General features: G+C 64.8%; 15 protein-coding genes. 1 reads left to right on the top strand and 14 read right to left on the bottom strand.

All coding sequences use genetic code 11. From position 1 onward, the window contains the following. Positions 1–99 precede the first annotated feature (99 nt). The 11 genes from phoR to J7024_RS12215 form a co-directional block, all read right to left on the bottom strand. Positions 100–1,419 carry a phosphate regulon sensor histidine kinase PhoR gene (gene phoR, locus J7024_RS12265; RefSeq protein WP_124829564.1) on the bottom strand — a complete coding sequence of 440 codons (1,320 nt, stop codon included), beginning with the start codon at positions 1,417–1,419 and terminating at the stop codon, positions 100–102. A 57-nt stretch (positions 1,420–1,476) separates the two neighbouring features. Continuing rightward, positions 1,477–2,178, bottom strand: a complete 702-nt coding sequence (gene phoB, locus J7024_RS12260; RefSeq protein WP_006750313.1) for a phosphate regulon transcriptional regulator PhoB — start codon at positions 2,176–2,178, stop codon at positions 1,477–1,479. 32 nt (positions 2,179–2,210) lie between these two features. Continuing rightward, on the bottom strand, positions 2,211–2,915 hold the full coding sequence (gene phoU / locus J7024_RS12255) for a phosphate signaling complex protein PhoU (protein ID WP_124829565.1): 705 nt from the start codon (positions 2,913–2,915) through the stop codon (positions 2,211–2,213). Positions 2,916–2,933: 18 nt separating this feature from the next. Further along, positions 2,934–3,782, bottom strand: coding sequence for a phosphate ABC transporter ATP-binding protein PstB (pstB, locus tag J7024_RS12250; protein WP_124829566.1), 849 nt, complete (start codon positions 3,780–3,782; stop codon positions 2,934–2,936). 15 nt (positions 3,783–3,797) lie between these two features. Beyond that, entirely contained in the window at positions 3,798–4,691 is an 894-nt protein-coding gene (gene pstA, locus J7024_RS12245) for a phosphate ABC transporter permease PstA (RefSeq protein ID WP_124829567.1), read from the bottom strand. Then, positions 4,688–5,674, bottom strand: coding sequence for a phosphate ABC transporter permease PstC (gene pstC, locus J7024_RS12240; RefSeq protein WP_124829568.1), 987 nt, complete (start codon positions 5,672–5,674; stop codon positions 4,688–4,690). The genes pstA and pstC overlap by 4 nt, the downstream gene beginning before the upstream one ends. A 94-nt stretch (positions 5,675–5,768) precedes the next feature. Continuing rightward, on the bottom strand, positions 5,769–6,803 hold the full coding sequence (gene pstS, locus J7024_RS12235; RefSeq protein WP_124829569.1) for a phosphate ABC transporter substrate-binding protein PstS: 1,035 nt from the start codon (positions 6,801–6,803) through the stop codon (positions 5,769–5,771). 450 nt (positions 6,804–7,253) lie between these two features. Then, on the bottom strand, positions 7,254–8,609 hold the full coding sequence (gene glmM, locus J7024_RS12230; RefSeq protein WP_124829570.1) for a phosphoglucosamine mutase: 1,356 nt from the start codon (positions 8,607–8,609) through the stop codon (positions 7,254–7,256). A 29-nt stretch (positions 8,610–8,638) separates the two neighbouring features. Next, positions 8,639–9,532, bottom strand: coding sequence for a dihydropteroate synthase (gene folP, locus J7024_RS12225; RefSeq protein WP_124829571.1), 894 nt, complete (start codon positions 9,530–9,532; stop codon positions 8,639–8,641). A 76-nt stretch (positions 9,533–9,608) separates the two neighbouring features. Then, on the bottom strand, positions 9,609–11,504 hold the full coding sequence (gene ftsH, locus J7024_RS12220; protein ID WP_124829572.1) for an ATP-dependent zinc metalloprotease FtsH: 1,896 nt from the start codon (positions 11,502–11,504) through the stop codon (positions 9,609–9,611). Positions 11,505–11,670: 166 nt separating this feature from the next. Continuing rightward, entirely contained in the window at positions 11,671–12,333 is a 663-nt protein-coding gene (locus J7024_RS12215; protein WP_096502756.1) for an RlmE family RNA methyltransferase, read from the bottom strand. A gap of 193 nt (positions 12,334–12,526) precedes the next feature. On the opposite strand from J7024_RS12215, the gene J7024_RS12210 reads away from it, so the two are divergent. After that, positions 12,527–13,054, top strand: a complete 528-nt coding sequence (locus J7024_RS12210) for a YhbY family RNA-binding protein (protein WP_124829573.1) — start codon at positions 12,527–12,529, stop codon at positions 13,052–13,054. A 50-nt stretch (positions 13,055–13,104) separates the two neighbouring features. On the opposite strand, the gene J7024_RS12205 is transcribed toward J7024_RS12210, so the two are convergent. From J7024_RS12205 to carB, 3 genes are all read right to left on the bottom strand, one after another. Beyond that, the gene (locus J7024_RS12205) at positions 13,105–13,563 is read right to left on the bottom strand and encodes a DUF4149 domain-containing protein (RefSeq protein ID WP_124829574.1); all 459 of its coding nucleotides are present in this window, start codon (positions 13,561–13,563) and stop codon (positions 13,105–13,107) included. 14 nt (positions 13,564–13,577) lie between these two features. After that, the gene (gene greA / locus J7024_RS12200) at positions 13,578–14,054 is read right to left on the bottom strand and encodes a transcription elongation factor GreA (protein WP_027784079.1); all 477 of its coding nucleotides are present in this window, start codon (positions 14,052–14,054) and stop codon (positions 13,578–13,580) included. Positions 14,055–14,172: 118 nt separating this feature from the next. Then, positions 14,173–17,427: a carbamoyl-phosphate synthase large subunit gene (gene carB, locus J7024_RS12195; RefSeq protein WP_124829575.1), complete on the bottom strand. Its 3,255-nt coding sequence runs from the start codon at positions 17,425–17,427 to the stop codon at positions 14,173–14,175. Between the last annotated feature and the right edge of the window lie 54 nt (positions 17,428–17,481).

The following is a 17,481-nucleotide window of genomic DNA, read 5'->3' as shown; positions in this document are numbered from 1 at the left end:
GCGCGCCGCGCAGCCAATGAAAAAGGCACAGCCCGCGGGCTGTGCCTTTTTCATTTCAGGTCGCGCGCTTGAACGACACGCTCGACGCGCATCAAGCCATCACGCTTCGAACGCAGCCGGCCGGATCGCGATGATCCGCGCCGCCGGGAAGCGTGCGGTAAACGTGCTGCCGCGCCCTTCCTCGCTCTGCACGTACAAGTGCGAGTCGTGCCGCTGCAGCACGTGCTTGACGATCGCGAGCCCGAGACCCGTGCCGCCCGTATCGCGCGAGCGGCTGCGGTCGACGCGGTAGAAGCGCTCGGTGAGCCGCGGCAGGTCGGCGGCGGGAATGCCGAAGCCGCTGTCGGTGACGGAGAACACGCCCTGCGCGCCCTCGCGTCGCCACGTCACGCAGATCTTGCCGCCATCGGGCGTATAGCGGATCGCGTTGGTGACGAGATTCGCGAACGCACTGAACACCTCGGTCTGCGCGCCCGTCACGCCGAGCGTCTCGTCGATCTTAAACGCGATCTCGTGATGCCCGTTCGACAGCGTCTGCGCATCCTCCTTCAGATGGTCGAACACGGCACGCATGTCGATCGCACGATCGGTCGGCGGCTTGCTCTCGCCCTCGAGCTTCGCGAGCACCAGCAGGTCGGTCACGATGTGCCGCATCCGCGATGCCTGCTGCTCCATCATCTCGAGATAGCGCGCGCGATCTTCCTCGTTCAGCGGCAGCTCGCGCATCGTCTCGAGAAAGCCCGACAACACGGTAAGCGGCGTCTTCAGCTCGTGCGACACATTCGCGACGAAGTCGCGGCGCATCGCGTCGGTACGCTCGAGTTCCGTGATGTCCTGCGTGAGCAGCAGCTTGCGGTTCTCGCCGTACGGAAACACCTGCACGGCCAGCACGTTCTGCCGCGAATCACCCATCCCGCGCATCACGAGCGTCTCGTCGTAATGCTGTGCGTTCAGGTAGCGGACGAAATCCGGATGGCGCACCAGGTTCGTGATGTGCTGGCGCAGGTCGCGCTTCGCATCGAGGCCGAAGTGCACCTCGGCGATCGCGTTGCACCACTCGATCTGATCGCGATCGTCGAGCATCGCGACGCCGTTGGGCGACGCCTGGATCGCCTGGATGAAGCGCGAGTGCTGCTGCTCGACCTGCCGCACCTGCGCGTGCCACTGCTTCGCGAGCTTGTGCAGCCGGTAGTAGATTTCGCCCCAGATGCCCGGTGCGCTCGGCACCTCGCCATAGACGGGCGCATCGAGCAGACGCCACAGGCGTTGCGTATGGAAGGTACTAAAGAAGCCCTGTGCGACCAGCATCACGACCGCGAACCCGAGGGCCGCGGTCGGGCCGGCGAACACGCCGACCAATACGCTGATCAGCACGAGCAGCACGAGCGACACCAGAAAGCGCGCCCAGATGATGTTCATGATTCAGCGCTCGAAAGAATGAACGGCATGCCGTGGCACACGGCATGTCCGGATACGTTACGCGTGCTTCGCGAGCCGGTAGCCGCTGCCGCGCACGGTCTCGATCATCGCATCGCAGCCGGCCGGTTTCAAGGCCGCGCGCAATCGTTTGATGTGAACGTCGACGGTGCGCTCTTCGACGAACACGTGATCGCCCCAGACCTGATCGAGCAGTTGCGTGCGGCTGTGCACGCGCTCCGGGTGCGTCATGAAGAAATGCAGCAGGCGGAATTCGGTCGGGCCGAGATCGAGCTTGATCTCGCTGCCGTCGCCATGCGCGGCAACGCGATGCGTGGCCGGGTCGAGGCGCAGCCCGTTGATCGACACGACATCCTCGGTCAGCTGCGGCGCGCGGCGGCGCAGCACGGCCTTGATGCGCGCCATCAGTTCCTTGGGCGAGAACGGCTTGGTCACATAGTCATCCGCACCGATTTCGAGGCCGAGCACCTTGTCCTGCTCGTCGCCGCGCGCGGTCAGCATGATGATCGGGATGTGCTTGGTCCGTTCGTTGTTGCGCAGGTCGCGCGCGAACGCGATACCGGACTTGCCCGGCAGCATCCAGTCGAGCAGCACGAGATCGGGCAGCACATCGCTGATCAGGTTCTGCGCCTGCTCCGCGTTGTACGCGCGGATCGGGCAGTGACCGGCATGCTGGAGATTCACCGAGATCAGTTCGGAAATCGCGGGCTCATCTTCAACGACGAGAATGTTGCTGGGCATCGGCACCTCTTTTTTTCCTGTACGTGGACGCGTTAACTGTTGGCTTCGCGGTCGAGCGTGTCGCGCGGCTGGTGCCGCACGTCGGTGCCCTTCACGATGTAGATGATGAACTCGGCGATGTTCTTCGCGTGATCGCCGATCCGTTCGATCGCCTTCGCGATGAACAGGTATTCGAGGCCGACGGAGATCGTGCGCGGATCTTCCTGCATGTACGACACGAGCTTGCGCACGAACGCGCGGAATTCCTGATCGATTTCCTTGTCGTCCTTGACGATCTGCGCGGCGGCCACCGTATCGAGGCGCGCAAACGCGTCGAGCGCGCGGCGCAGGATCGTCACGGCCATCTCGCCCGACACCTTGATCTCGGCGATGTTCACCGTGCGCGCGGCCGGTTCGTCGACCAGGCGACGCACGCGCTTCGCGATCTTCTCGGCCTCGTCGCCGGCGCGCTCGAGGTTCGTAATCGTTTTCGAAATCGACATCAGAAGACGCAGGTCACGCGCGGCAGGCTGTCTCCGCGCGATGATGTTGCCGCACTCCTGGTCGATATCGACCTCCATCGCGTTCAGCGTTTCCTCGGCCGTGATCACGCGCTCGGCGGCGTCGCGGTCGAACTCGTTCAGCGCATGCATCGCGCCGACGATCTGCGACTCGACGAGGCCGCCCATTTCCAGCACTTTCGACGACACGGCATTGAGATCCGCGTCGAACTGGCTCGACAGATGTTTATCCGACATGGTTGTTGTTCTCCGTCATCAGCCGAAGCGGCCGGTGATGTAGTCTTCCGTTTCCTTGCGCACCGGCTTGATGAAGATCTTTTCGGTTTCGCCGAATTCGATCAGTTCGCCCAGGTACATGTAGGCCGTGAAGTCCGAGCAGCGTGCGGCCTGCTGCATGTTGTGCGTGACGATCACGACCGTGTAGTCGCTCTTCAGCTCCGCGATCAGCTCTTCGATGCGGCCCGTCGAGATCGGGTCGAGCGCCGAGCACGGCTCGTCGAGCAGCAGCACTTCCGGACGAATTGCAATGCCGCGCGCGATACACAGACGCTGCTGCTGACCGCCGGACAGGCCATAGCCGCTCTGGTTCAGCTTGTCCTTCACTTCGTTCCACAGCGCGGCCTTCGTCAGCGCCCACTCGACGCGATCGTCCATCTCCGAGCGCGTGAGCTTTTCGAACATCTTCACGCCGAACGCGATGTTGTCGTAGATCGACATCGGGAACGGGGTCGGCTTCTGGAACACCATGCCGATCCGCGCGCGCAGCAGCGAGATGTCACGCTTGGTGGTCAGCAGGTTCTCGCCGTCCATCATGATTTCGCCTTCGGCGCGCTGCTCCGGATAGAGCGCATACATCTTGTTGAACGTGCGCAGCAGCGTCGACTTGCCGCAGCCCGACGGGCCGATGAACGCCGTCACCTTCCCTTCGGGAATACGCAGGTTGATGTTCTTCAGCGCGTGGAACTTGTTGTAGAAGAAGTTGAGGTTGTTGACCTCGATCTTCGCGTTCAGCGGCGCCAGCGGACGGCCATGCGTCGCGTCTTGCGTGCCGGCGGGCGCTGCAGTGCGCTCGACGGGATTCAGGTGGCTCTCTGCCATATTCATCGGATTGCTCCGCCGTTACTTTTTCGAGAAGATCGAACGCGCCAGGACGTTGAGTCCGAGCACCCCGAGCGTGATCAGGAACACGCCCGCCCATGCGAGCGACTGCCATTCCGCGAACGGGCTCATCGCGAACTTGTAGATCGTGACGGGCAGGTTGGCCATCGGCTGGCTCATGTCCCACGAGAAGAACTGGTTCGACAGTGCCGTGAACAGCAGCGGCGCCGTTTCGCCGGCGATCCGCGCGATCGCGAGCAGCACGCCCGTCACGATCCCGCCAACCGACGCGCGCAGCGTGATCTTCAGCACCATGCGCCACTTCGGCGTGCCAAGTGCGACGGCCGCTTCGCGCAGCGCGTTCGGCACCAGCTTCAGCATGTTCTCGGTCGTGCGGATCACGATCGGAATCTGCAGCAGCGCGAGCGCGATGACGCCGGCCCAGCCCGAGAACCGTCCGGACTTCGCGACCACGATCGCGTACACGAACAGGCCGATGACGATCGACGGCGCCGACAACAGGATGTCGTTGATGAAGCGGATCGTGCCCGCCAGCAGGTTCTTCTGGCCGTATTCGGCGAGGTAGACGCCCGCGAGGATACCGATCGGCGTACCGATCAGCGTGCCGAAACCGCACAGCAGCAAGCTGCCGACGATCGCGTTGGCGAGACCGCCGCCTTCCGTGTTCGGTGCCGGCGTCGATTCGGTGAACAACTGCAGCGACAGGCCGCCGATACCGAGATGCACGGTCGTGTACAGGATCCACACGAGCCACAGCAGACCGAATGCCATCGCACCCAGCGACGCGGTGAGCGCGATCGCGTTGGTCACCTTGCGCTTGCGCTGCAGACGGCTGCGCATCGCGTCGAGCACGGCGCCGTCCGGCCCCGGGAAATTCATGATGGGCTCGCTCATTTCTTGCCCTCTCCCTTCTCGAGACGAAGCAACAGCAGTTTGGAGATGGACAGCACGATGAACGTGATCACGAACAGGATCAGGCCCAGTTCCATCAGTGCGGACGTATGCAGGCCCGGCTCCGCTTCCGCGAATTCGTTCGCGAGCGCCGACGTGATGCTGTTGCCCGACGCGAACAGCGACACGCTGTCGAGCAGGTTCGTATTGCCGATCACGAACGTCACGGCCATCGTCTCGCCGAGCGCGCGGCCGAGGCCGAGCATCACGCCGCCGATCACGCCGGTTTTCGTGTAGGGCAGCACGACCTTCCACATCACTTCCCACGTCGTGCAGCCGATCCCGTACGCCGACTCCTTCAGCAGCACGGGCGTGACTTCGAACACGTCGCGCATCACCGACGCGATGTACGGGATGATCATGATCGCGAGGATCACGCCGGCCGCGAGAATGCCGATGCCGATGGGCGGGCCAGCCGTCAGCGGGCCGAGCACCCACACGTCCTTGAAGAGACGGCCGATCGGCTTCTGGAAGTATTCGGCGAAGATGGGGGCGAACACGAGCAGCCCCCACATGCCGTACACGATCGACGGAATCGCGGCGAGCAACTCGATCGCGATGCCGAGCGGGCGGCGCAGCCACACGGGCGACAGCTCGGTGAGGAACAGCGCGATGCCGAAGCTGACCGGCACCGCGATGACGAGTGCGATGAGCGACGTCACGATCGTGCCGTAGATCGGCACGAGTGCGCCATAGACATCCGAGTTCGGATCCCACTCGGATTGCCACAGGAACGCGAGGCCGAACTTCTGGATGGTCGGCAGCGACGCAATGATCAGGGAAACGATGATCCCGCCCAGCAGCAGCAGGGTCACGATCGCGGCAAGCCGTGCAAGGCCGCCGAAGATGACGTCGCCGAGACGGCTCGGCGCGCGTTGCGACGCGGCGTCGGCGGACCGGGAAGACGTGTAGGAAATTTCAGACATGGGCGCCTGTTCTGGATCGCCGGGCGCCGTGACGCCCGGCCTTACCGCACACACTGCCCGGCCGGCACGGCCGGGCAGCGAACCGCTGTATTGCTTACTCCGCGGCGACCGGCTTGCCCGACGCGTCCGTGACCTTCACCTTCCACTGCTTGCGGATCTCGGCCGTGACTGCCGGCGGCAGCGAGATGTAGTCGAGGCTGTCGGCAGCCTTTTCGCCATTCTTGAACGCCCAGTCGAAGAACTTCAGCGTTTCGGCGCCCTGGCCCGGCTTGTCCTGCTTAGCATGCAGCAGCACGAAGGTCGCGCCGACGACCGGCCATGCGTCCTTGCCCGGCTCGTCCGTCAGGATCTGGTAGAACGACTTCGACCAGTTTGCGCCCGCAGCCGCTGCCTTGAACGTTTCGGTCTTCGGCTCGACGACGGCACCCGACGTGTTCTTCAGCGCCGTGTACGTCATGTTGTTCTTCTTCGCGTACGCCCATTCGACGTAGCCGATCGCGCCCGGCAGGCGCTGCACGAAGGCCGCGACGCCGTCGTTACCCTTGCCGCCCGTGCCCGTCGGCCAGTTGACCGTCGTGCCTTCGCCGATCTTCGACTTCCACTCGCCGTTGACCTTCGACAGGTAGTTCGTCCAGATGAAGCTCGTGCCCGAACCGTCAGCGCGGCGAACGACCGCGATGTCCGTATCCGGCAGTTTGACCTTCGGGTTCAGCGCGACAATCGCCGGGTCGTTCCACTTCTTGATCTTGCCGAGGTAGATGTCGCCGAGCACCGGGCCCGACAGCGTCAGTTCGCCGGCCTTCACGCCCGGCACGTTGACGACCGGCACCACGCCGCCGACCACCGTCGGGAACTGGAACAGGCCTTCCTTCGCGAGTTCGTCGTCCTTCAGCGGAGCGTCCGAACCGGCAAAATCGACCGTCTTGGCATTGATCTGCTTCAGGCCGCCCGACGAACCGATACCTTGGTAGTTCACCTTCGCGCCGCCGGACTGCTGGTAGTCAGCAGCCCATTTCGTATAGATCGGCATCGCGAACGTGCTGCCTGCGCCCGTGATGTCGGCAGCTTGCGCGGCGACTGCGAAAAGCGCGCCAGCCAGGCCGGCAATCGCGGTTTGCATCAATTTCATGAGACCTCCAGTGTGTGAGCGGATGACTACGGCACCGCGAAGGTTAGGGGCTGCTCATGACGGTAATGTGACAATCGATGAAACTGGCGTGACAGTAACATGACCGGTTGAAAGGGTGTAGCGGGCGGTGCGCACGGGGCCGTGGCGGCCTCGCGTGGCGGGGATGGCGGCAAGAATTGCCGGGGCGGGAGAGGCGCCCGGACACCCGCTGACGGAGTGCACGAGCCAATCGTGGTGCGGCGAAAACAGGGCCAGAAAGCCCGCCGCCGGAGCACCGATACGACAGGGTCGAACGGCGTCTTCCATCAGACGAAATCCGCGTCGAAGACGCCTTCCGGCCGGATCGCAAACCTTTGCGGCCAACGAAAACGCGGCGCCCGAAGGCGCCGCATGTCGATGACCCCGGGGCGATGCGCACGCGGCCGACCGTCGCGCACCCGCCGCTGCGGGTCAGGCCGTCGCTTCGCGCACCGCGTCGGCAATCGCCTCCGCATGGCGGGTCGCATCGGCCGCCTGCTGCGCTTCCACCATCACGCGCAGCACCGGCTCGGTACCGGACGCGCGGATCAGCACGCGGCCGCGACCGGCCAGTGCGCCCTCGGCCGCGTCAATCGCCGCGCGAATCGATGCGCTGCCCTTCCAGTCGGCGCCCGGCTTCATCCGGACGTTGATCAGCTTCTGCGGGAACAGCGTGACGCCGTCGAGCATCTGCGCGAGCGTGCGGCCGCTGCGCTTGAGCGCGGCCAGTACTAGCAGCGCCGACACGATGCCGTCGCCGGTCGAATGCCGGTCGAGCGACAGAATGTGGCCCGAGCCTTCCGCGCCGAGCTGCCAGCCGTGCTCGCGCAGTTGCTCGAGCACGTAGCGGTCGCCGACCGCCGCACGCACGAACTTCACGCCTTCGCGCTGCAACGCGACTTCGACCGCGAGGTTCGTCATCAGCGTGCCGACCGCGCCGTCCACCTTGCCGTCGGTCGCGATGCGGTCCTTCACGAGCACGTAGAGCAACTCGTCGCCATTGAACAGCCGGCCGGTCGAGTCGACGACCTGCAGGCGGTCCGCATCGCCGTCGAGCGCGATGCCGAGGTCCGCGTGGTTCGCACGCACCGCGCGCACCAGCGCGTCGGGCGCCGTCGCGCCGACACCGTCGTTGATGTTGAAGCCGTTCGGCGCGACGCCGATCGGGATCACGTCCGCGCCGAGCTCGTGGAACACGTGCGGCGCGATCTGGTAGGCAGCGCCGTGCGCGCAGTCGATCACGAGCTTCAGACCGCGCAGGTCGAACGCGGCCGGGAACGTACTCTTGCAGAACTCGATGTAGCGGCCGGCCGCGTCGTCGAGACGGCGTGCCTTGCCCAAACCGTCCGACGCCGCGCATTCGAGCGGCTTGTCGAGCCACGCTTCGATCGCGGCTTCGGTGTCGTCGGGCAGCTTGTTGCCGTCCGCGGAAAAGAACTTGATTCCGTTGTCGTGATACGGGTTGTGCGACGCGCTGATCACGACGCCGGCCGACAGGCGCAGCGCACGCGTCAGGTACGCGACGCCCGGCGTCGGCATCGGGCCGGCCAGCATCACGTCGACGCCGGCGGCCGAGAAGCCGGCCTCGAGCGCGGCCTCGAGCATGTAGCCCGACACGCGCGTGTCCTTGCCGATCAGCACCGTCGGACGCGCACCCGCCGCGACGTCGGCCGAGCCGGCCAGAACCTTGCCGGCTGCATAACCGAGGCGCAACACGAAATCGGGCGTGATGGGCGCCTCGCCCACCGTGCCGCGAATGCCGTCCGTGCCGAAATATCGACGTCCCATGGCGAACCTTCCTCCTTCGTCTTTCTGACTTATCGTTGCCGCGCGGCTTCGCGCACGGCGTTCCAGACCTTCAGCGCATCGACCGTCGCTGCGACGTCGTGCACCCGCACGATCGCGGCGCCCCGCCCGACCGCGCACAACGCGGCCGCCACGCTTGCCGCGACGCGCTCCATCGGCGGCTTGCCGCCGATCACCGCGCCGAGCATCGACTTGCGCGACATGCCCGCGAGAATCGGATAAGCGCGCCCGTCGGGCCGTGCGGGCGCCGTATCGGGCAATGCGGCCAGCAGCGCGTAGTTGTCGTCGATCACGGCCTTGCCGAACCCGAAGCCGGGATCGACGCAGATCCGCTCCGGCGCGACACCCGCATCGCGCAACGCCTGCGCACGTTCGGCGAGAAAGTCGCGCACGTCGGTCACGACGTCGCCGTAGTCGGGCTCACCGACCTGCATCGTCTGCGGCTCGCCGAGCATGTGCATCGCGCACAGCCCGCTGTTGCCTTCGCGCACCGCATCGATCGCACCCGGCTGGCGGAACCCCCAGATGTCGTTGATCAGGTCCGCGCCGGCGGCGAGCGCCGCACGCATCACGGCCGGCTTGTAGGTGTCGATCGACAGCGGCACGTTCAACGGCCGCAGCGCTTCGACCAGCGGAATCACGCGCGCGAGTTCCTCGTCGAGCGGCACCGGCGGCGCGCCGGGGCGCGTCGATTCGCCGCCGATATCGATCAGGTCGACCCCTTCGGCAATCATCCGCTCGGCCTGGCGCAGCGCGTCGTCGCGGGCAAGAAAGCGGCCGCCGTCGGAAAACGAATCGGGGGTCGCGTTGAGGATGCCCATCACGAGCGGGCGTTCGAACGTCAACGAGAAACGGCCGCACTGGAGCGGCGCGGGGATGCGGACAGAAACAGCGGGATCGGACACGGGCGGGATGCGTTGATGAATGCAAAACGGGCCGGTGTGAAGCCACACCAGCCCGTGAACGGTGCTACAGCGGAGGTCAGGCTGGTGAAGCAGGCGCCGGCGCGTTGCCGGGCTTCACTTCGGCGGTCGTGCCGCCGCCCGGCGAGTCGCCGCCGATAGCCGGCGAGCTCTTCGGCGAGCGCGGCGGGCGCCCTTCCATGATGTCGTTGATCTGATCGGCGTCGATCGTTTCCCACTCCATCAGCGCAGCCGTCATCGCTTCGACCTTGTCGCGGTTCTCTTCGAGCAGGCGGCGTGCAAGGTTGTACTGCTCGTCGAGCACGCGGCGGATTTCGCCGTCGACCTTCTGCTGCGTCGCTTCCGAGATCGTGCGCGTGAAGCCGCGGCCGAACGGGCCGTTGTCGCTCTCGTCGTCGACGTAGACCATCGGCCCGAGCGCGTCGGTCATGCCGAAACGGGCCACCATCGCACGCGCCGTCTGCGTCGCCTTGTTGAAGTCGTCCGATGCGCCGGTGCTGATCAGGTTCAGGAACAACTCCTCGGCCACGCGGCCACCGAACAGGATCGCCAGGCGATCGAGCAGGTAGTCCTTCGAATACGTTTCGTTGTCGTGCTCCGGCAACTGCCACGTGACACCGAGCGCGCGACCGCGCGGGATGATCGTGACCTTGTGCACCGGGTCGGCCTTCGGCAGCAGCTTCGCGATCACCGCGTGGCCCGACTCGTGGTAAGCCGTCGCGCGCTTCGCCTCTTCGCGAATCACGGCCGACTTGCGCTCCGGACCCATGAAGATCTTGTCCTTCGCGTCCTCGAAATCCTGCATCTCGACGATGCGCTTGCCGCGACGGGCGGCGAACAGCGCCGCTTCGTTCACGAGGTTCGCGAGATCGGCGCCCGAGAAGCCCGGCGTGCCGCGTGCAATGACCGCTGCGTCGACGTCGTTCGCGATCGGCACCTTGCGCAGGTGCACGCGCATGATCTGCTCGCGGCCGCGGATGTCCGGCAGGCCGACATAGACCTGGCGGTCGAAACGGCCCGGACGCAGCAGCGCCTTGTCGAGGACGTCGGAGCGGTTGGTCGCGGCGATCACGATCACGCCCGAGTTCGCTTCGAAGCCGTCCATTTCGACCAGCATCTGGTTCAGCGTCTGCTCGCGTTCGTCGTTGCCGCCGCCCATACCGGCGCCGCGATGGCGACCGACCGCGTCGATTTCGTCGATGAACACGATACACGGCGCGTGCTTCTTCGCCTGCTCGAACATGTCGCGCACACGGGCCGCGCCGACGCCGACGAACATTTCGACGAAGTCCGAACCCGAGATGCTGAAGAACGGCACCTTCGCTTCACCGGCGATCGCGCGGGCGAGCAGCGTCTTGCCGGTACCCGGAGGGCCGACGAGCAGCACGCCGCGCGGAATGCGACCGCCCAGCTTCTGGAATTTCTGCGGATCGCGCAGGAAGTCGACGAGCTCGGACACTTCTTCCTTCGCTTCGTCGCAGCCCGCGACGTCGGAGAAGTTCACCGCGTTGTTGTTCTCGTCGATCAGCCGCGCGCGCGATTTCCCGAACGAGAATGCGCCGCCTTTGCCGCCCCCCTGCATCTGCCTCATCATGTAGAACCAGAACACGATGATCAGGATCGTCGGCCCGAGGTAGTACAGCGCGGACATCAGTGCGTTCGGCTCGTCGTCGGCCTTGCCGCTGACCTGCACGCCGTACTTCATCAGATCGCCGACCATCCAGATGTCGCCGGGCGACACGATCTGGTATTTCTGGCCATCAGCCGGAGTGACGGTGAGGTTGCGCCCCTGCACGACGACATTCTTGACCTTGCCGTTCTTGGCGTCGTCCATGAACTGCGAATAGGACACACCTTCCTGGACGCGGGGCTTGTCGAACTGCTTGAACACCGTAAACAGCACCAGTGCGATCACCAGCCACACTGCTGCCTTCGAAAACATATTGTTGTTCAAAGCACCACTCCTTCACTCGTAGACGAGCGCCTACATTTTCCTTGCGGCGCTCCTCGGTCATTCTAATCCAGTCCGACCACCCTCGCCATAAGCATTGACAACCGCCGCGATAGCGATTCGCTTGTCAGGCAAGGGCCGGAGCCCGTTTGCGGCACCCCGCTCCGCATTACCGCGGATGCTTCAGTTGCCGACCCAAAATGAACGTTTCGGACGATTTGTCGCGGGACGCCTTCGGCTTGCGCGGCGCGACGACCTTAAACTGCTGTTTGAACTTTTCAACGATCTGGCTGTAGCCGCTGCCGTGGAAACACTTCACCAGCAGCGCCCCGTCCGGCTTCAGGTGGTTCTGCGCGAATTCGAGCGCCAGATCGCACAGATGTTCGATGCGCGCCGCGTCCGCCGAAGCCACACCGGAGAGGTTGGGGGCCATGTCCGAAATAACAAGGTCCACCGAGCGGCCTTCGAGCACTTCTTCGAGCTGGTGGAGAACGGCGTCCTCGCGGAAGTCGCCCTGCAGGAAGTGAACGTCGGCGATCGGCTCCATCGGCAGGATGTCGAGCGCAACGATCGTGCCATCGATGCCGCCTTCGCGCTCCGCGTCACGCTTCTTGCCCTGCGCGAGCTTGTTGCGGGCATACTGGCTCCAGCTGCCCGGCGTCGCGCCGAGGTCGACGATCACCTGGCCCGGACGGATCAGCTTGTCCTGCTCGTCGATTTCCTTCAGCTTGTACGCGGCGCGCGCGCGATAGCCCTCCCGCTGCGCCATTTTGACGTACGGGTCGTTGATGTGGTCGTGCAGCCAGTGCTGGTTAAAGCGGTTTTTTGCCATTCGAGAGAGAGATTGCTGCTATTTGCTTCGTGAAGCCGTGCTTTTGGCGGATAATACGCGTCTTCTTCGCGCGGCTGCGGCCCTTTCAAGGCCCAAGCCGCGATTTTACGTGGTTTCGGCGCGCGGCTGACGCGGTAACTGTCCGCGGTTTACACCCAACGCAGTGCGCCCTTATTTAGATTCCGATATTTCCATGCCCGCCCTTTCGCTTTCCCCCGCCGAGCGCTCCGCGCTGCGCTCCCAGGCCCATGCGCTCAAGCCCGTCGTGCTGATCGGCGCCGAAGGGCTCACCGACGCCGTGCTGAAGGAAATCAAGGTGCACCTCGCCGCGCACCAGTTGATCAAGATCCGCGTGTTCGGCGACGAGCGCGATGAGCGCGTCGCCATTTACGACGAGATCTGCGATCGCCTGAACGCGGCGCCGATCCAGCACATCGGCAAGCTGCTGGTGATCTGGAAGCCCGAGGCTACCGAGGCCGCCCCGACCCGCGGTCGCCGTGCCGGCACCCTGCCGAGCGCGGCCGAGGCCGTCGACGACAAGAAGGGCCGTGCACCGCGCACCGTCAAGGTCATCAAGGTGTCGCCGAACGCGAGTCCCGTGCGTCGTCCGAAGCCGACGAAGGTCGTCGTGCGCGGCAACGAGCGCGTGACGGCAGGCGGTACGGTGAAGCGTGCGAAAAAGCGCCAGGCCAGCACGAAGCGGCCGCACCAGGGCAAGTAATGCTGCTGCGCGGCACGGGAACCCCCGTGCCGCCCTGCCCCCCGCGACGCTCAGGCGTCGCGCGCGGGCAAACGCCAGATCAGCATCAGACCCAGCACGCTCTCGACCAGATAGAACAGGCTCGAGACACCGTGCAGCATCCCGAAGCGGCTCGCATACGGCGAGTTCGCAATATCGGTGCCCGAGTCCATCGCGGCCACCCGCAGCGCGTTCATGAACGGCTGCAGCGCGAAATACCCGACCAGCACGCACACGACCATCGCGGCGATGATCCAGCGCACGCGACGATAATCGCCGCTGCCACGCCGTATCTGTTGATTCGACAATGCGAGCAGCAGCACGCCGCATACGACACCGAGGATCGCCTCGATGCGAAACAGCTGGGCGGCGACCGTACCGGCCGTCATCCGCTCCAGCGTCTTGAACAGCACGGGCGCGACCGCATACCCGATCGTCAGCAGGCTGCCGACCCATACGGTCGACAGCAGACGGAACACGCGATGCGGCATCACGTCGCTCCGCTTCAGACGTAGCTGACCGAGATGATTTCGTATTCGCGCACGCCGCTCGGTGCCTGCACCGCTGCGACGTCGCCTTCGCTCTTGCCGATCAGTGCACGCGCGATCGGCGAGCTCACCGAAATCAGGCCGTGATCGATATCGGCTTCGTCGTCGCCGACGATCTGGTACTTCACGGTGTCGCCCGACTCGAGATCCTCGAGTTCGACCGTCGCGGCAAACACCACGCGGCCGTCGGCGTCGAGCACGGTGGGATCGATGATTTGCGCGGCGGACAGTTTCGATTCGAGTTCCGCGATACGGCCCTCGATGAAACCCTGCTTTTCTTTCGCTGCGTCGTATTCGGCGTTTTCGGACAGATCGCCCTGTGCGCGGGCCTCCGCGATCGCGTTGATCACGGCCGGCCGCTCGACGGACTTGAGGCGCTGCAATTCATCGCGCAGTTGCTCTGCGCCACGCTTTGTCAACGGAATGGTACTCATAAACGGCTCAATCGCTAAAAACGGCTATAAAAAAAATCACCGCGATTAAGCGCGTTTCCGGCGAACCGGAAACACCGCTTAACCGCGGCACGTGTTGCTTCGACAGGTAACTGACTGCTTAGTTTAGGCGAGCGTGAAGACCTTGTAAATCATAGACTTCCAGATCCTTCAGGTAGCGCAGGCCCTCGACGGCCGCGCGCGCGCCCGACATCGTCGTGTAGTACGTGACCTTGTGCGCCTGCGCGCTCATGCGGATCGAACGCGAATCGGCGATCGCCTGGCGCGTCTCGTCGACCGTCGTGAACACGAGCGCGATCTCGCCGTTCTTGATCATGTCGACGATGTGCGGCCGGCCGTCCTTCACCTTGTTGACGACCTTCACCGGCACACCGGCCGCTTCGATCGCGGCAGCCGTACCCTTGGTCGCAACGATCGGGTAGCCGAGGTCGTGCAGCATGCGCGCGACTTCGACGGCCTTCGGCTTGTCGGCGTCCATCACGGTCAGCAGCACCGTGCCCGACTCCGGCAGGCGCGAACCGGCCGCGAGTTGCGACTTGAACAGCGCTTCGCCGAACGTCTGGCCGACACCCATCACTTCGCCGGTCGAACGCATTTCAGGCCCGAGAACCGGATCGACAGCCGGGAACTTGACGAACGGGAACACCGCTTCCTTCACGCTGAAGTACGGCGGCTCGACTTCCTTCGTCACGCCCTGCTGCGCGAGCTTCTGGCCGACCATCGCTCGCGCCGCGATCTTCGCGAGCGGCAGGCTGGTCGCCTTCGACACGTACGGCACCGTGCGCGATGCACGCGGGTTCACTTCCAGCACGTAGATCACGTCCTGCTTCGAACCGTCCGCCTGCGGCACCTGCTGGATCGCGAACTGCACGTTCATCAGGCCGACCACGTTCAGCGCCTTCGCCATCGCGCCCGTCTGGCGCTTCAGCTCGGCCACGGTTTCCTTCGACAGCGAGTACGGCGGCAGCGAGCATGCCGAGTCGCCCGAGTGAACGCCCGCCTGCTCGATGTGCTCCATCACGCCGCCGATGAACACTGCCTCGCCGTCGCAGATGCAGTCGACGTCGCATTCGATCGCATCGTTCAGGAAGCGGTCGAGCAGCACCGGCGAATCGTTCGACACCTTCACGGCCTCGCGCATGTAGCGTTCGAGGTCGCGCGGCTCGTGGACGATTTCCATCGCGCGGCCGCCCAGCACGTACGACGGGCGCACGACGAGCGGGTAGCCGATTTCGGCCGCCAGCGCGAGCGCCTCTTCTTCGGCGCGCGCGGTGCGGTTCGGCGGCTGGCGCAGGCCGAGGTCCTGCAGCAGCTTCTGGAAGCGTTCCCGGTCTTCGGCCGCGTCGATCATGTCCGGCGACGTGCCGATGATCGGCACGCCGTGCGCCTCGAGGTCGAGCGCGAGCTTCAGCGGTGTCTGGCCGCCATACTGGACGATCACGCCAACCGGCTTTTCCTTGTCGACGATTTCGAGCACGTCCTCGAGCGTCAGCGGCTCGAAGTACAGGCGGTCGGACGTGTCATAGTCGGTCGACACCGTTTCCGGGTTGCAGTTGACCATGATCGTTTCGTAACCGTCCTCGCGCATCGCGAGGGCCGCGTGCACGCAGCAGTAGTCGAACTCGATACCCTGGCCGATCCGGTTCGGGCCGCCGCCCAGCACCATGATCTTCTTGTTGGTGGTCGGCTGCGCCTCGCACTCTTCCTCGTAGGTCGAGTACATGTAGGCCGTCTTGGTCGCGAACTCGGCCGCGCACGTGTCGACGCGCTTGTAAACCGGGCGCACGTTCAGTTCGACGCGACGCTTGCGGACGTCTTCCGGCGACGCGCCGAGCAGCTTCGCGAGGCGGCGGTCGGAGAAGCCGCTCTGCTTCAGGTAGCGCAATTCGTCGAACGTCAGCGACGCGAGCGTGCGGCCCGACAGCGCCTTTTCCTTCAGGATGATCTGCTCGATCTGTGCGAGGAACCACGGATCGATCGCGGTTTCCGCGAAGATCTCTTCGGCCGTCATGCCGATGCGGAAAGCATCGCCGACGTACCAGATGCGGTCCGGGCCCGGCTCGTGGATCTCGATCGCGATCTCGTCGCGGTCGGTCGACTTCTCGTCGAGACCGTCGACGCCGACTTCGAGGCCGCGCAACGCCTTCTGGAACGATTCCTGGAACGTGCGGCCGATCGCCATCACCTCACCGACCGACTTCATCTGCGTGGTCAGGCGCGAATCGGCTTCGCGGAACTTCTCGAACGCGAAACGCGGGATCTTCGTGACGACGTAGTCGATCGTCGGCTCGAACGATGCCGGCGTCTGGCCGCCGGTGATTTCGTTCTTCAGCTCGTCGAGCGTGTAGCCGACCGCCAGCTTCGCCGCGACCTTCGCGATCGGGAAGCCGGTTGCCTTCGATGCGAGCGCCGACGAACGCGACACACGCGGGTTCATTTCAATGACGACCATGCGGCCGTCCTTCGGGTTGATCGAGAACTGCACGTTCGAGCCGCCCGTGTCGACGCCGATCTCGCGCAGCACCGCGAGCGATGCGTTACGCAGGATCTGGTATTCCTTGTCGGTGAGCGTCTGCGCCGGCGCGACCGTGATCGAGTCGCCAGTGTGCACGCCCATCGGGTCGAGGTTTTCGATCGAGCACACGATGATGCAGTTGTCGGCGCGGTCGCGCACGACTTCCATCTCGTATTCCTTCCAGCCGAGCAGCGATTCCTCGATCAGCAGTTCACGCGTCGGCGACAGGTCGAGGCCGCGCTTGCAGATCTCTTCGAACTCCTCGCGGTTGTACGCGATGCCGCCGCCCGAGCCGCCGAGCGTGAACGACGGACGGATCACGACCGGATAGCCGCTGCCGCCGGTGTACTCCATGATCTCGGCGTGCACCTTGGTCGCTTCTTCCATCGAGTGCGCGATGCCCGACTTCGCGGAACCGAGACCGATCTTGGTCATCGCGTCCTTGAACTTCTGGCGGTCTTCCGCCTTGTCGATCGCTTCCGGCGACGCGCCGATCAGCTCGACGCCGAACTTTTCGAGCACGCCGTGGTGGTGCAGGTCGAGCGCGCAGTTCAGCGCGGTCTGGCCGCCCATCGTCGGCAGGATCGCGTCCGGGCGCTCCTTCTCGATGATGCGCGCGACGACTTCCCACGTGATCGGCTCGATGTACGTGACGTCGGCCGTGTTCGGGTCGGTCATGATCGTCGCCGGGTTGCTGTTCACGAGGACGACCTTGTAGCCCTCTTCACGCAGCGCCTTGCAAGCCTGCGCGCCCGAATAGTCGAACTCGCAAGCCTGGCCGATGATGATCGGGCCGGCGCCGATGATGAGGATGCTTTTGATGTCTGTGCGTTTTGGCATGGCTTGTGAATTCAGTAAGTAATCTTTGTCGTGGCGTTATCGCGGATCGGCGGC

This window comes from Burkholderia sp. WTPI3, from assembly GCF_021483755.1.
Taxonomy (GTDB): Bacteria; Pseudomonadota; Gammaproteobacteria; order Burkholderiales; family Burkholderiaceae; genus Burkholderia.
Note: the sequence above shows the minus strand (reverse complement) of the source record. Positions and strands in the feature narration are given on the sequence as shown.